This window comes from Caulobacter sp. UNC279MFTsu5.1 (assembly GCF_900114015.1).
Taxonomy (GTDB): domain Bacteria; phylum Pseudomonadota; class Alphaproteobacteria; order Caulobacterales; family Caulobacteraceae; genus Caulobacter.
On record NZ_FORN01000012.1, the window covers coordinates 50154 to 64300 of the forward strand.

The 14147-nt window shown below is 65.6% G+C and carries 11 protein-coding genes; 7 read left to right on the top strand and 4 right to left on the bottom strand.

Going from position 1 to position 14147, the window contains the following annotated elements; all coding sequences use genetic code 11:
* Positions 1–19: 19 nt before the first annotated feature.
* Complete coding sequence (locus BM066_RS09165; protein ID WP_018062409.1) at positions 20–580, bottom strand: D-glycero-alpha-D-manno-heptose-1,7-bisphosphate 7-phosphatase; 561 nt, start codon at positions 578–580, stop codon at positions 20–22.
* A 123-nt stretch (positions 581–703) separates the two neighbouring features.
* Here BM066_RS09165 and BM066_RS09170 point away from each other — a divergent pair, with 123 nt between their 5' ends.
* A complete protein-coding gene (locus BM066_RS09170) occupies positions 704–1861 on the top strand; it encodes an AGE family epimerase/isomerase (protein ID WP_018062408.1) in 1158 nt (385 codons plus the stop codon).
* Here BM066_RS09170 and BM066_RS09175 read toward each other — a convergent pair.
* Positions 1845–3161, bottom strand: coding sequence for a mannose-1-phosphate guanylyltransferase/mannose-6-phosphate isomerase (locus BM066_RS09175; RefSeq protein ID WP_026176617.1), 1317 nt, complete (start codon positions 3159–3161; stop codon positions 1845–1847). The genes BM066_RS09170 and BM066_RS09175 overlap by 17 nt on opposite strands.
* Before the next feature lie 98 nt (positions 3162–3259).
* The gene (locus BM066_RS09180; RefSeq protein ID WP_018062406.1) at positions 3260–5308 is read right to left on the bottom strand and encodes an NAD(+) synthase; all 2049 of its coding nucleotides are present in this window, start codon (positions 5306–5308) and stop codon (positions 3260–3262) included.
* Between the two features lie 199 nt (positions 5309–5507).
* Here BM066_RS09180 and tkt point away from each other — a divergent pair, with 199 nt between their 5' ends.
* Positions 5508–7469: a transketolase gene (gene tkt / locus BM066_RS09185; protein WP_026176616.1), complete on the top strand. Its 1962-nt coding sequence runs from the start codon at positions 5508–5510 to the stop codon at positions 7467–7469.
* Between the two features lie 59 nt (positions 7470–7528).
* On the opposite strand, the gene BM066_RS09190 is transcribed toward tkt, so the two are convergent.
* On the bottom strand, positions 7529–8395 hold the full coding sequence (locus BM066_RS09190) for a class I SAM-dependent methyltransferase (RefSeq protein ID WP_177218419.1): 867 nt from the start codon (positions 8393–8395) through the stop codon (positions 7529–7531).
* Between the two features lie 191 nt (positions 8396–8586).
* Between BM066_RS09190 and BM066_RS09195 the strand changes: the two genes are divergently transcribed.
* From BM066_RS09195 to BM066_RS09215, 5 genes are all read left to right on the top strand, one after another.
* On the top strand, positions 8587–8787 hold the full coding sequence (locus tag BM066_RS09195) for a hypothetical protein (protein WP_018062403.1): 201 nt from the start codon (positions 8587–8589) through the stop codon (positions 8785–8787).
* 92 nt (positions 8788–8879) lie between these two features.
* Positions 8880–9158: an NAD-dependent epimerase/dehydratase family protein gene (locus BM066_RS09200; protein ID WP_018062402.1), complete on the top strand. Its 279-nt coding sequence runs from the start codon at positions 8880–8882 to the stop codon at positions 9156–9158.
* Positions 9159–9257: 99 nt separating this feature from the next.
* The gene (locus BM066_RS09205; RefSeq protein ID WP_018062401.1) at positions 9258–10316 is read left to right on the top strand and encodes a glycosyltransferase family 61 protein; all 1059 of its coding nucleotides are present in this window, start codon (positions 9258–9260) and stop codon (positions 10314–10316) included.
* A 106-nt stretch (positions 10317–10422) separates the two neighbouring features.
* Entirely contained in the window at positions 10423–13245 is a 2823-nt protein-coding gene (locus BM066_RS09210) for a glycosyltransferase family 2 protein (protein ID WP_143093698.1), read from the top strand.
* A gap of 101 nt (positions 13246–13346) precedes the next feature.
* Positions 13347–14144: an ABC transporter permease gene (locus tag BM066_RS09215; RefSeq protein WP_026176614.1), complete on the top strand. Its 798-nt coding sequence runs from the start codon at positions 13347–13349 to the stop codon at positions 14142–14144.
* Positions 14145–14147 lie beyond the last annotated feature (3 nt).

A 14147-nucleotide genomic window follows, 5' to 3' on the forward strand; every position in this document is an offset into this window, starting at 1 on the left:
TTTTGGGGTTCAGGCTCGTTTATCCGCCCAGGGGTTCCGCGCCAAGGCCGCTCGACGGAAAACGCTCGCCCAGGCGCTCGCGCAGGAAGGCCAGCAGGTCGCCGCCGGGGAACCGCAAGCCCTCGACGCCGGCCCGGCGCGCGGCCTCGACGTCCGAACCCTTGTCGCCGATCAGCACGGTCTCCTCGGGCGCCAGCGACCAGTCAGCCAGGCCGCGCAAGATCATGCCCGGATTGGGTTTGCGGTCGGGATGGTCGGGATGGCGATAGCGATCCTCGACGGCGTCCTCGTGATGGGGCGCGACATAGAAGGCGTCGATCCGCCCGCCGACCTCGGCCAGGCCCGCCTGCAGGGCGGCGTGAAAGACATCGACCTGGACCTCGGTGAAATAGCCGCGGGCCACGCCCGACTGGTTGGTGACCACCAGCACCTTGACGCCGGCCGCGTTCAGCGTCGCGACCGCCTCCCGAGCGCCTTCGATCCAGTCGAGACGGTCGGGCTCGCAGACATAGCCGTGATCGAGGTTCAGCACTCCGTCGCGATCGAAGAAGACGGCTTTCAGCGGCGCTTTTCCGGACATGTTCCCGCCTTACGCCAGGCCTCGCGGCGCGACAAGCGGCGGGGCAGGCTTGGCGAACCGTGGCGGGACGGCCTAGAACGGCGAACCTCCAGACCCGGCCCCCTACCGCTCCAAGGATCGCAGATGACCGACGACTTCGCCCGCCTTGTCCGCCTGCGCGACGCGCTCAAGGCCTGGGCCCTGGAGCACGCCTTCCCGATCTGGTGGGAGATCGGCGCCGACAAGGTCAATGGCGGCTTCTTCGAGAAGATCGCCCTGGACGGAACGCCGGTCGAGGCGCCGCGCCGGGCGCGGGTGCAGCCCCGGCAGATCTATTCCTACGCGGCGGCCGGCCTGCTGGGCTGGGACGGTCCCTGGAAGCAGGCCCTGGAGCACGGCTTGGACTTCTATCTGAGCAAGTATCGCCGTCCCGACGGCTTCATGCGCACCCTGGTGGCCAGCGACGGCTCGCCCCTCGACGATAAGGTCGACCTCTACGACCAGGCCTTCGGGCTGTTCGGCCTGGCCATGGCCAGCTCGGTGCTGCCCGAACGCGCCGACCTTCCGGCCTTGGCGACGGGCCTGCGCGACGCGCTCTACGCCACGCTCAAGCATCCCGTCGCCGGCTTCGAGGAAAGCGTCCCGCGCACCCTGCCTTTGCTGTCCAACCCGCACATGCACCTGTTCGAGGCCAGCCTGGCCTGGGTCGAGGCGGGCGGGGACGCCCAGTGGCGGGCCATGGCCGACGAGATCGCCGAACTGGCCCTGGCCAAGTTCATCGACCCCGAGAGCGGCGGCCTGCGTGAATATTACGACGGCGACTGGAATCCCGCGCCCGGCGTCCAGGGCCGGATCATCGAGCCGGGCCACCAGTTCGAATGGGCCTGGTTGCTGCTGCGCTGGGGCGAGCTGGCCGGTCGCGACGACGCGATCCGGGCCGCCCTGCGGATGATCGAAATCGGCGGGGGCCCTGGCGTCGATCCCAAACGCGGCGTGGCGATCTTCGCCCTGCTCGACGACATGAGCGTGCACGACGACGTCGCCCGCCTTTGGGCCCAAACCGAACAGGTCAAGGCCGGGGTGCTGGCGGCTCAGGCGACCGGCGACGCGCGCTGGTGGGCCACGGCCGCCGACGGCGCCGAGGCGCTGCTGAAGTATTTCGACGTGCCGGTGAAGGGCCTGTGGCGCGACAAGCTGCAAGCCGATGGGACCTTTGTCGATGAGGCCGCCCCCGCCAGCTCGTTCTACCACATCGTCTGCGCGATCCTGGAGCTGGACCGAGCGGTCAAAGCCACGTCGTAACCAGCACCGCGCTGATCACCGTCGCCCTGACCAGGGTCGGCGAGTGCAGATCCTCGCGGGCGCCCGCTGCGTAGGTCGCGCCCTCTGCGATCAGCTCGCCGTCCAGAACCTGGATGGAGCTGGACGGCAGGCTGGCCACGGCGCCGGCTTCCATGCGCCAGATCTGAACCTCGGCCCTGGCCGACTTCGTCACCGGTTGACGCTCGACGCCGCCGCTGATGGCGATAGCGTGGCGATGGGCGATGTCGCGGCCGCTGGCCTTGAGCACGTCGACCAGCGTCTTGACGTCCTGAGCGTTGTCGCGCCGACAGACCAGCACCGCGTCTTGCTCGGCGACGATCACCAGATCCTCGACCCCGATCGCTCCGACAAAGGGCCCGGTGGACCGCACCAACACGCCCCTGGACCGGATCAGATGGACGTCGCCGCTGGCGGCGTTTCCCTCGGCGTCACGGATCGAGGCTTCCCAGATCGCGTCCCAGGCCCCCAGGTCGGACCAAGTGAAGGCGGCCGGCGCCACGGCGGCGCGATTGGTGCGTTCCATGACCGCATAGTCGAGCGACTTCTTGGTGGTCGTCGCGAACGCCTCGCGGTCGAGGTGCAGCCGCACGCCGTCGCGTCGGCCGTCCCGCACCGACTCGACCGCGCCCTCCCGAATCGCCGGTTCGAAGACCGCCAGCTCATCCAGCAGCGTTTGGGCCGTGAAGGCGAAGTTGCCGCTGTTCCAGTAATAGCCGTCGTCAATATAACCTTGGGCCGCCGTCAGGTCAGGTTTCTCGACGAACGCCGCCACCGCCTTGACGCCGCCCGGCAGCGCGTCACCGGGCTTGATGTAGCCGAAGCCCGTCGCGGGCGAAGTGGGCTGCACGCCGAAGGTCACGATCAGGCCGGTCCTGGCCGCCTCGATGGCCACCAACGCCGCCTCGCGGAACATGTCCGGTTCGCCGATATGGTGATCGGCGGCCAGCATCAGCATCACCCCGTGGGGCGACACCGACTGCACATAGGCCGCCGCGGCGGCGATGGCCGGCGCGGAGTCGCGCGCCTCGGGCTCGATGATTACGGTCAGGTTGGCGCCGAGTTCCAGCGCCTGTCGCTCGACAATCTCGGCCATGGTCTTACCGGTGACCACCACGATCTCGTCGGCGCCCGGCAGATCCATTACCCGCAGGATCGTATCCTGGAAGCTGGAGCGATCACCGATCAGCTTCAGGAACTGCTTGGGACGGTCTGCGCGCGAGGCTGGCCAAAGACGGGTTCCCGACCCTCCGCAAAGGATCACCGGATAAATGGCACCCAAGATTTCCCCCAACACCAAACTCTGTGGTCTCACAAACCGTGAGGTAGCATATCGCCCGTCTGACCACAGGCCTATCGAAGATGACGCGCTCTTTGGCGCTAGGCTGACAGCGCCGCCTCAAGTTCGGCCAGCCAGGCGTCGGCGGTCGCATCCGACGGCATGCGCCAGTCGCCACGGGGCGACAGCGCGCCGCCGGACGAGATCTTCGGCCCGTTGGGCATGGCCGAGCGCTTGAACTGGTTGGCGAAGAACCGCTTCAGGAAAAGCTCCAGCCAGCGCTTGATTTCCGGCAGGTCGTAGGCACGTCGCGCGGCGTCGGGGATCCCGGTCGGCCAGGCGCCGGCGGCGGCGTCATGCCAGGCGCTCCAGGCCAGGAAAGCGATCTTCGACGGCGCCATGCCGTAGCGGGTCAGGTAATAGAGGTTGAAATCCTGCAGGGCGTAGGGACCCACGAAGCTCTCGGTGGCCTGGACCGTTTCGCCCGGCACCAGCTCCGGCGAGATTTCGGTGGCCAGGATGTCTTCCAGCAGGTCGCTGGTCGCCGCGTCCACGTCGCCCGAGGCCGCCACGAAGCGGATCAGGTGCTGGATCAGGGTCTTGGGCACGCCGGAATTGGGGTTGTAGTGGCTCATCTGGTCGCCGACCCCATAGGTGCACCAGCCCAGGGCCAGCTCGGACAGGTCGCCGGTGCCGACCACCATGCCCTTATGGTGATTGGCCAGGCGGAACAGGTAGTCGGTGCGCAGGCCCGCCTGGACGTTCTCGAAGGTCACGTCATAGACCGGCTCGCCCTTGGCGAACGGGTGGCCCAGGTCGGCCAGCATCTGCCGGGCGGCGGGTCGGATGTCGATCTCGTCGGCGGTGACGCCGATCGCCTTCATCAGCGCCCAGGCGTTGGACTTGGTGCGGTCCGAGGTCGCGAAGCCCGGCAAGGTGTAGGCCAGGATATCGGAACGCGGCCGGCCCAGCTGGTCCATCGCCTTGGCGGCGACGATCAGGGCGTGGGTCGAGTCCAGTCCGCCCGAAACGCCGATCACCAGGCTCTGGGAGCCCGTGGCCTCGACGCGGCGCGCCAGGCCCTGGACCTGGATGTTGTAGGCCTCGTAGCAGTTCTCGGCCAGCTTGGCGGGATCGGACGGGGTGAACGGGAAGCGCTCGATCGGTCGGACCAGGGCCAGGTCGCCGGCCGGCGGCGCGAAGTCGAGCGGGACGACCCGGAAGGGCGCGGCCGGCAGGCTCAGCGCCATGGAGTCGCCGAAGCTGCCGACCCGCATGCGCTCCTGCCGCAGCCGGGCGACGTCGACATCGGCCAGGGCCATCACCGGCCCGGTCGAGAACCGCGGGCTCTGAGCCAGCAGGTTTCCCATCTCGTGGATGTCGACATGACCGTCCCAGGCCAGGTCGGTGGAGCTCTCGCCCGCCCCGGCGGCCGAGTAGACATAGGCGGCGATGGCCCGTGCCGACTGGCTGGCGCACAGCAGGCGACGGGTCTCGGACTTGCCGATGGTGATGTTGCTGGCCGACAGGTTCGCCAGGATTTCGGCCCCGGCCATGGCCTGGGCGGTGCTGGGCGGCGCGGGGGTCCAGACGTCCTCGCAGATCTCGATCCCGACGGTGAAGGCGGCCTCGCCCCCGGTACCGGGGAGATTGCGCAGCAGGATGTCGGTCCCGAACGGCACGGCCTGGCCGGCCAGGTCCAGGGTGCGGCCGACCACGCCCGAGCCCGGCGTGAACCAGCGGCGCTCGTAGAACTCGCGATAGTTGGGCAGGAAGCTCTTGGGGACCACCGCCCGCACCCGACCGCCCTGGATGGCCACGGCGGTGTTGTAGAGCCGGCCGTTGTCGCGCAGGGGCGCCCCCACCACGAACAGGGGCGCGAGCGCCTTGCTCTCCTGGGCCAGAGTCGCGATCGCCGCCTCGACCGCGTCGAGCAGCGCGTCCTGCTGCAGCAGGTCGTCGACCGTGTAACCGGTCAGGCCCAGCTCGGGCAGGACCAGCACCGCGACGCCCGCGTCATGGGCTTGGCGCACGAGGGCCAGCACGCTCTGGGCGTTGGCGGCCGGATCGGCCAGCTTGACCTTGGGGACCGCCGTGGCAACCCGAACGAAGCCGTGGCGATAGGGCGAGAAGAACGACGGAGAGCTCAAGAGACCCGGCCTTTCGAGGTTATGCTAAAAATGAGCATAAGTCCGCCTCCAGCTATAACGCGTGCGGACGTTGTTGCATAGCGCCCACGCGAGCGCCCCGGCGGCGCTTGCCGGCCGGCTCGCGGGTTGACCCCAGGGGGTCATCGTGCGACTCGCGGCCTCGCGCAGCCCCGCCGAACAAGAACAACCCGGAACTCTCATGCCCGTTTCGCCCGTCAAGATGGCCGACGCGATCCGCGTCCTTTCCATGGACGCCGTCCACAAGGCCAAGTCCGGCCATCAGGGCATGCCGATGGGCATGGCCGACGTCGCCACGGTGCTGTGGGGCAAGTTCCTGAAGTTCGACGCCAGCAAACCCGACTGGGCCGACCGCGACCGCTTCGTGCTGTCGGCCGGCCACGGCTCGATGCTGCTCTATTCCCTGCTGCACCTGACCGGCTTCAAGGCCGTGACGATGCAGGAGATCGAGAATTTCCGGCAGTGGGGCTCGCTGACCCCGGGCCACCCCGAAGTGCACCACACGCCTGGCGTGGAGACCACCACCGGACCGCTCGGCCAGGGCCTGGCCACCGCCGTCGGCATGGCCATGGCCGAGGCCCACCTGGCCGCCCGCTTCGGCCGGGATATCGTCGACCACCGCACCTGGGTGATCGCCGGCGACGGCTGCCTGATGGAGGGCGTCAGCCATGAGGCAATCAGCCTGGCCGGCCGCCTGAAGCTCAGCAAGCTGACCGTGCTGTTCGACGACAACAACACCACCATCGACGGCGAGGCCACCATCGCCGAGACCGGCGACCAGCTGGCCCGCTTCAAGGCCGCCGGCTGGGCGGTCAAGGCCATCGACGGCCACGACCACGGCAAGATCGCCGCCGCCCTGCGCTGGGCGACCAAGCAGGACCGCCCGACTCTGATCGCCTGCAAGACGCTGATCTCCAAGGGCGCGGGTCCTAAGGAAGGCGACCCCCACAGTCATGGCTACACCCTGTTCGACGACCAGATCCGCGACGCGCGCCTGGCCATGGGCTGGGACGCCGCGCCTTTCACCGTGCCGGACGACATCGCCAAGGCCTGGAAGAGCGTCGGCCGCCGCGGCGCCAAGGTCCGCAAGGCCTGGGAAGCGGCCGTCAAGGCCTCGCCGCTGGGCGCGGACTTCAACCGCGCCGTCAAGGGCGAGCTGCCGGCCGACGCCTTCAAGGCGCTGGACGTCCACATCGCTGAGGCGGCGAAGACCAAGCCGGGCAACGCCACCCGCGTCCATTCCGGCGCGGCCCTGGACCAGTTGATCCCGACGATCACCGACATGATCGGCGGCTCGGCCGACCTGACCGGATCGAACAACACCTTCGTCAAGGGCATGAAGCCGTTCGACGCCCCCGACTACGCCGGCCGCTACGTCCACTACGGCGTGCGCGAGTTCGGCATGGCCGCGGCCATGAACGGCATGGCTCTGCACGGCGGCGTGATCCCCTATTCGGGCACCTTCCTGGCCTTCGCCGACTACAGCCGCCCGGCCATCCGCCTGGGGGCCTTGATGGGGGCCAAGGTCGTCCACGTGATGACCCACGACTCCATCGGCCTGGGCGAGGACGGTCCCACCCACCAGCCGGTCGAGCATGTGGCCAGCTTGCGCGCCATTCCCAACCTGCTGGTCTTCCGTCCGGCCGACGCGGTCGAGACCGCCGAGTGCTGGAAGATCGCGCTGGAGCAGACGGCCACCCCGTCGGTGATGTGCCTGTCACGCCAGAAGGTCCCCGGTGTCCGCGGTACGGCCGACGCCAACCTGTCGGCCAAGGGCGCCTACGAACTGCTGGCCGCCGAGGGCGGCGCGGCGGCGGTGACGATCTTCGCCTCGGGCACGGAAGTCTCGGTCGCCGTGGCGGCCCGCGACATCCTGCAGGCCCAGGGCAAGCCGACCCGCGTGGTCTCGACCCCCTGCTGGGAGCTCTTCGAACGGCAGGACGCCGCCTACAAGGCCTCGGTCATCGGGACCGCCCCGGTCCGCGTCGCCGTCGAGGCCGCCGTCCGCATGGGCTGGGAGCGCTTCATCGGCGAGGATGGCAGGTTCGTCGGCATGACGGGCTTCGGCGCCAGCGCGCCGTACGAGCGGCTGTACAAGGAATTCGGGATCACGGCCGAGGCGGTGGCGGCTGCGGCCGCCTGACGCCACGACGACCTTCAGGGCGAGGTCGACCAGAGCCAAGCGGCCGAAGGTCGATCACCCTAGGCCTTGCGCAGCACCACGCCGAACTCGTTCCGGTTTTTCGGCGTGTCATACACGCGCCATGTCTCGAGGGACATGAGGTTCATGGCCTCCAGAACCGCGAATATCCGGCGGAAGACATCCGGCGTGAATTTCCAGGCGTGGACATCGATGTAGCGGTCGTTCTCCCGTTCCATCATATCGAGAGCCAGTTGCAGGCGGCCCGCGGGATCATTGAAGGGCGACTCGCCGTGAAGCTCCGCCCAATGACCGCCGGTCTCGTTGTGCGCAGTGAGCGCGAGATGCTCAAGCACATGGCGCGGCGCGTGGCGCGTGCGCCGCTCCAAGAAGGCCTCGAGCACTTCGGCGATCGTGGATTCCGGCAGGAAGTGGTCGAAACAGAAGCGCTTGTCGGGCACCAGCATCACATAAACGCCGCCCGGGCGCAGGATCTCAGCCACTTCCTGCAGATGCCGAATAAGATCGGGCTGATGTTCAAGGTTGTGGCTGCTGAACACCATTTCGAATTGACGATCAACGGCAGTCAGGCCCTGACTGTAATGAATGCTCGGACAAAGAGCCTCATCCACCCCGTGCTCGCGCGCACGCGCCTTGAGGCCCTCGGTCGTCAGAATGTCGAGATAACGAACATTCGGCCCCTTGAAAGCAGGGGACCATGAGGGCCCGATCTCCAAAATCTCGCACGTGGGATCAATCAGGCCCAGCAAATCTTCGCGCAGCGCGCCGGGCGATGACGTTCGCCCTTCCGCCCGGCCATGCCTTTGATAGTGCTCGCGCATCTGCTCGTCGTTGAAACCCGCTAGATCGGGGTAAAGTCGACGCAGGAATTCAGGCGAAAACTCGGGAGGAAAAACCGGAACAGCCAAGCCAGCCTCGTTCGAATTGAGTGCGGAGCGACGTGCGTCGCTCACCGCCGGTATAAAGATCTTTGGATGTCCTGCGAAGTCGGCGCATGCGACGAAGCGCCGCTCAGCTCTGTCGGAACGAGACCTGGTTGGATGCATTGCCCTAGGGCGCCGGAGACAAAAAAACGCGATCCGGCGGCAGGGAGGCAATCATGATGAAGAGTTTGGAGAATTCCAATTTCAGGTCATCAGACGGCGGCAAACGGGGGCGGTTCGAGATTCGGCTGATCGTGATCGCCGCGCTGCTGATCATCGTCCTGGGAGGCGCATGGGTGTTCTTCAACGGCTCGCCCACCAGTCATCGTGCTGCGCTGGACAGCAGCGAAAATCCTCGTTCGACGTTGGCGCCATAGCACCCGCGAGCAGATGATGATGCGACTTCCAATGGCGCATACACTTGCCTATAGATGGCGGCCTCCACATTCAAACCTGCCCAAGAGGTCAGATGCGCGCCGCTCAGCAAAGAATTCTGGTGTCCGGTAGGGCCGGGTTCATTGGTTCGGCCCTCTGCAGGCATCTGGTTTCCACTGACGCGGCGCCCGTTCCGAATTTCGACAAGCTGACCCACGCCGCCTTCCTGATTTCGCTAGCCGGCGTCGAGGATTCCGAGCTCCATTCCTTTGAGCGGGGCGACATCACCGACGCCCCGGCCCGTTTCAAGCCGACCGCCGTCATGCACCTAGCCGCTGAATCGCGCGTCGGTCATTCGATCGGCGACGCCTGACGGCCAGACGAAGCATCGGTCAATGGACGAGACTATCCCAACCCCGTCCCGGACCTCTCGCGACGCCACCAAGGCCCCTTTTCGAGAACACACCTTGGCATGACCCTTCACCGATGCGCCAACGTGTGGGGCGACGAGTTGCTGCTGCCGTCGCCTCCGTCGATCCACCGAATCGACGCCGCGGTCTGCGCTCCCAAGCTCGTTCCCGGCGGCGCCTACGACTTCGACGCGGGTTGGGGCGTCTATGACGCGGATGGCGCGCGCGTCGAGGCGGCCGCCTATCGACGCGGCCCCGGCGTCAACTACGTGGGTCAAAGCCCCCATCTGGTCTTTGCTGAACCAGACATTATCGCCGCCCCTTGCGGCAAGGCGATCTATGGAGGCGTGGCCCATACTCATTTCGGCCATTTCCTGGTCTCGACCCTGGCCCGGCTCTGGGTCGCAGGCACGCCGCACGCTCCACCCGGCTCCAAATATGTGTTTCACATGGATCAGAGTCCGGCGGAATGGTTCGCCCTGCCCTTCGTGGCCGCATGCCTCGAATCCCTGGGCATCTTTCGGGATGACATCATTCCGCTAGACCGTGCGATGCGATTTGAGACGCTGTTGGTTCCCGAACCCAGTTTTGAGGAAACTCGCGCCTTTCACCCGGTCTTCCGCGAAACCGCCCTGCGAATTGGCGACGCCCTCGCGGTCGAGGGCGCGCCGCCGATGACGGCGCCGGTCTATCTTTCCAAGGAAAGGCTGCCAGCCGGCGTCAAGCGATTTGACAACGAATCCCAGATGGTTGAACGCCTGCGCGCAGGGGGCGTGGCCATCGTCTACCCCGAGACCATGACCCCGGCGCAGCAACTCGATATCTTCCGAACGGCTCCTATCGTGCTCGGCTCCCTCAGTTCGGCCTTCCACACCACGATTCTGTTGTCGGAACGCGTTCGTTTCGTGGCCCTCAACCACGACACCAACATCATGAGCACCTTCACGATGATCGACAGATTGACGGCCAATTCCGCTCTCTATGTCCACCAGAGCGCGGTCATGACCCAGGGCGTGGACCCGCATTTCATGGCCACCTTTCACCTCCCCGATCCCAAAGGCGCCGCCGAAGATCTGCTCCGGATCATCGACGGCGACCTGTCAGGCCTGACCGACGCTTAGCCGCAGCGAACAACAATCATGGACCCGGAGCGTCGACACTTGTACTCAGACCGCGACCTTGATCGCGGCGGGCCGCCCGGCAGGAAGTTCAGATGACGGGTGGGTTTTGATCAAGGGTCTTGAGCGCATTACCGCTGAATTGCGAGCCTGGAAGCACTTCATCAAGTTCTGGCGCCCCGGCGGAGCTCCGCTTTGGCCGGCTGAAACGATCAATCTCGAGCCCAGTTCCCACGAGCGCGGGCGCCTTCGGAGCGTCGGCGGGGACCCTCAGGTGCGGCTGGCGGGCTTGCCGCGGACACACCTTCAGTTTGGCCCGGCGATCATCGAAATCGCCCTACGCGTCGAATCGGGACTTCTGGCCCATCCGTTTCTTTATCTGGACCGCGGCTGCGGATTCAACGAAGCCGACAAGATACCGCTCCTCCCCGCAGAAGCAGAACGCCTGGTGGGCGTGGTGCCGAGCCTGAGGGGCGCCCGCACCTTGCGGTTCGATCCGAGCGAGGGCCCCGTCGACATCACTTTGGGCGAAATCCGCCTGCGACGATCGCGAGCTGGAGAGACCGATCTCGCGCTCACAACCGACGGCAGACCCGGATCGGGTTGGCGAAGGCGACCGCGCTGGTTCGGCTCCCATTCGCCGCTGCTTCCACACCTGCGGCTGGACGGAGTGGAGGTCGTAGCGGTTAGGGCGATCGAAGCCACAGACGAAGCTGGCGTTTTTGTCCTGACCGACGGCGATCCGCAGGTGATCCTACGCGCCGTCCCGGAGCACGCCAAGGCTCAGGCCTGCCGCTACACGTTCGAGATCGAAGAGGTCGAAGGCGTCGTGGCGGCCCCGCGCCTCTATATCGACTATGACGGCAAGGGTTTTTCGCAAGATGCATCCTTCGCCCTGGCCAGACAGCCGGACGGCCTCTACCACGCCCTCGTCGCCAGGCCCGACCTAAAGCCCACCGTCCGCTGGGATCCCTCCGACCGCCGCGGTAAGGTGAGACTCGTCTCCGTCAGTGTTCAGCCTGAGGATGTGTCGGCCCTATCCGACCCGGCCGAGACGGACGTCGAATCCCCGCCCGACGACATGGCGGCGAGCCTATCTGAGCGTCGCGCCCAAGCTGTCGTCCGAAGCTTCGAACTCAACGAGCTGCGCTATAATTCGGCCGCCGCCTTGGCCTACGACTACGGCCGCTGGATCAAGGCCACGGAACAGCCGTCGCAAGCCGACCGTCTACGCATGCCAGACATCATCGCGGCTATGGACTGGCGGCCGCGATTTTCCTTCGTGATGCCCACCTACAATACGCCGCCGGATCTCCTGGAGACCTGCATCCAGTCCATGCTTGATCAGGTCTATCCGGATTTCGAGATCTGCATCGCCGACGACCATTCGTCGGATCCGCGCGTTCGCACGCTGCTGGAGGCCCTAGCCGCCCGATACCCGCAGATCAGGGTCACCTACCGCGAGACCAACGGCCATATCTCGGAGGCCTCAAACAGCGCCCTGGCCTTGGCGACCGGCGATTTCGTGGTTCTGGTTGATCACGACGACATCCTTCCCGACTATGCCCTGCTGGTCGTCGCTGACGCCTTGAACCGCAACCCCGGCACCAGAATCCTATATTCGGACGAGGACAAGCTTGCCCCGTCCGGCCAACGTTGCGATCCATACTTCAAGTCCGACTTCAACCGCTTCCTGATGTTTGGCCATAACATGGTCAGCCATCTGGGCGTCTATCAGCGCACGCTGCTCGAAACCATCGGCGGCTTTCGCAAGGGCTACGAGGGCAGCCAGGACTACGATCTTTTCCTCCGCTGCCTGGACCACTGCTCGGATAGCGAGATCGTGCACATCCCGCACGTGCTCTACCATTGGCGGATGATTCCCGGATCAACGGCGGTCTCGGCGGACCAGAAGAGCTACGCCATCGTCGCCGCGCAGAAGTCGATCAATGACTTCATGCGGCGCAATCAACTTCCGTTCGAAGTGGTCGATGGCGTCGCGCCGGGACTGACGCGGCTTGCCGTCGTCGGAGACCCCGAGCGACGAACCGTATCGATCGTGATCCCCACCCGCGACGGCTTGGACCTTCTGCGTCCGTGTCTGGAATCCCTGCGCGGCAGCATCGATGACGCCGTCGAAGTGGTTATCGTCGACAATGATTCCGTCGAGCCGGAGACCCACGCCTATCTGGCGGAGCTGGCCCTCGAGCCTGGTTTCAAGGTTGTCGCCGCGCCCGGCGCCTTCAACTTTTCGGCGATATGCAACCTTGGCGTCGCGGCCTCTAGCGGCGAAATCATCTGCTTGCTGAACAACGATACGGAATTGGAAACTCAGGACTGGCTGACTCGGGCCAGAGCCCTGCTTTCGATGCCCGATGTCGGTATCGTCGGCGCGCGACTTATCTATCCGGACCGATCGATCCAGCATTTTGGCCTCTATCTGGGCATGGGCGCGCACGGCGTGGCGGGCACGCCCCATCGTGGTCTGCCGATGAGCGACTTCGGTCCGTTCGGCAAGGCGCGGCTGATCCAAGAATTCTCAGCCGTTACAGCTGCTTGCTTATTTGTGAAGCGACCGCTTTACGAGGCCGTCGGAGGGCTGGACCCGGAACTGCGCGTGGCCTACAACGACGTCGATTTCTGCCTAAAAGTGCGAGCCCTGGGCAAGAAAATCCTGTGTGACCCGGACATCGTCCTGATCCACAAAGAGTCCAAAACTCGAGGGGCCGACACCGACAACCTAAAGGCCGAGCGCTTGGAAATGGAAGCGCGAACGATGCGCGCCCGTTGGAACAAGCAATTGGCCAACGACCCCTACTACAATCCGAACCTCACGCTGGACCGCGACGACTTCAGTCTCGCCGACGCTCCTAGATCGCCGCTACCATGGCGGCGGACAGAGGCAAATACGGCGAGAATGCGTCAATCGTGAGGTATATCGCGGGCCCACTTTCTCCACCCGAATCAGACTGCTAGAAGCCACGACTGTTTTGCCATCGCTTGATCATGGCCATGCGACCAAAGGATGACTAAATGGATATTGCGCGGGACTTTGCAGCCGCCACCCAAGACTTGGGGGCTGGCGCCCGGCTGGCTCCTCTTTGGTGGCGCGTGGGACTTGAACAAACGGTAGCCCGCTATCGCCGGACATTGCTTGGCCCATTCTGGCTTGCAAGCTCCACCTTGGCGACGGCGTTTTCTTTGGCGATCGTCTTTGGTTCGATCTTCGGCGCAAGCCTAGCCCAAAGCTTTCCCTTCATCATGGCGGGCGTCGTGGCCTGGTCCGTGACGGGCGGCATGCTGGGTGAGAGCGCGAACACCTTCATGCTCGGCGCCGGCATCATGCAGGTTCAGAAGCTGCCACTCAGCTTCCACGCCTTCCTGCAGGTCAACCGCATGATGATCAATTTCCTGCACCAAGTCGTCGCGTTCTGGGCCGTGATGGCGCTGCTCCGGATGTTTCCCCTGCCGCACTGGCAACTAATTCTCTCGCTGCCGCTGGCGGCCGCCACCGCTCTGCTGTTCAGCATTCCCGTTGGCATGCTCGCCACCCGATACCGCGACATCAACTACATGATCGGCTTCATCTCCCAAGCCCTGTTCATGTTGACGCCGGTGTTCTGGCGCAAGGGCCAGATGTCTCCGAAGCTGCACTGGATCGCCGACCTCAATCCCTTCGCCCACCTCCTTGAGATCGTCAGGCAGCCCCTGCTTGGGCACCCGGCCGCTTTGACTGATTGGCTCGCTTCGCTCGGCTTCTTCGTCGTCGCCGGCGTCGTGGCGGTGCTTAGCCTGACCCTCTATCGCCGCCGCGTCGTGTTCTGGCTCTAGGAT

Excerpts from the sequence above, each read along its gene's own strand:
- BM066_RS09170 (WP_018062408.1), top strand. The coding sequence starts at position 704 with ATGACCGACGACTTCGCCCGCCTTGTCCGCCTGCGCGACGCGCTCAAG.
- BM066_RS09215 (WP_026176614.1), top strand. The coding sequence starts at position 13,347 with ATGGATATTGCGCGGGACTTTGCAGCCGCCACCCAAGACTTGGGGGCT.
- BM066_RS09205 (WP_018062401.1), top strand. The coding sequence starts at position 9,258 with ATGACCCTTCACCGATGCGCCAACGTGTGGGGCGACGAGTTGCTGCTG.
- BM066_RS09195 (WP_018062403.1), top strand. The coding sequence starts at position 8,587 with ATGATGAAGAGTTTGGAGAATTCCAATTTCAGGTCATCAGACGGCGGC.
- BM066_RS09200 (WP_018062402.1), top strand. The coding sequence starts at position 8,880 with ATGCGCGCCGCTCAGCAAAGAATTCTGGTGTCCGGTAGGGCCGGGTTC.
- BM066_RS09165 (WP_018062409.1), bottom strand. The coding sequence starts at position 580 with ATGTCCGGAAAAGCGCCGCTGAAAGCCGTCTTCTTCGATCGCGACGGA.
- tkt (WP_026176616.1), top strand. The coding sequence starts at position 5,508 with ATGCCCGTTTCGCCCGTCAAGATGGCCGACGCGATCCGCGTCCTTTCC.